This is a genomic window from Adlercreutzia equolifaciens, from assembly GCF_029076695.1.
Lineage (GTDB): Bacteria > Actinomycetota > Coriobacteriia > Coriobacteriales > Eggerthellaceae > Adlercreutzia > Adlercreutzia equolifaciens_A.
In genome coordinates, this window is record NZ_JARFIK010000568.1 from 1 (window position 1) to 291 (window position 291).

The following is a 291-nucleotide window of genomic DNA, read 5'->3' on the forward strand; positions in this document are numbered from 1 at the left end:
GTCTAAGTATGTTTTCAACATGAAACATAGCTGCGTATTTCATAAGCATCCGTAAGTTTTTATCCTTACGTTTTGCATATTGCTTTAATGCATCTTGAAATACCTGCATTTCAATATTTTTCCTGCTGCGAAGCAGATCGCAAATTGTTCTCTCCATGTCATAAACGGGAACGGAATGTCCGAATGATGTCTGCATAGCTATGATTCCTATTTCATGTAAATCCTTTTTTACTGTGTACACTTGAAAACCGTCTTCCTGCAAACGACTTGGATTATATCCAGTTCTTACTG

At 36.8% G+C, this 291-nt stretch carries 1 protein-coding gene; it reads right to left on the reverse strand.

Annotated elements, in window-relative coordinates:
• The coding region (locus tag PZH32_RS13625; protein ID WP_428994063.1) for a type IV toxin-antitoxin system AbiEi family antitoxin domain-containing protein at positions 1-291 on the reverse strand (291 nt) is incomplete at both ends.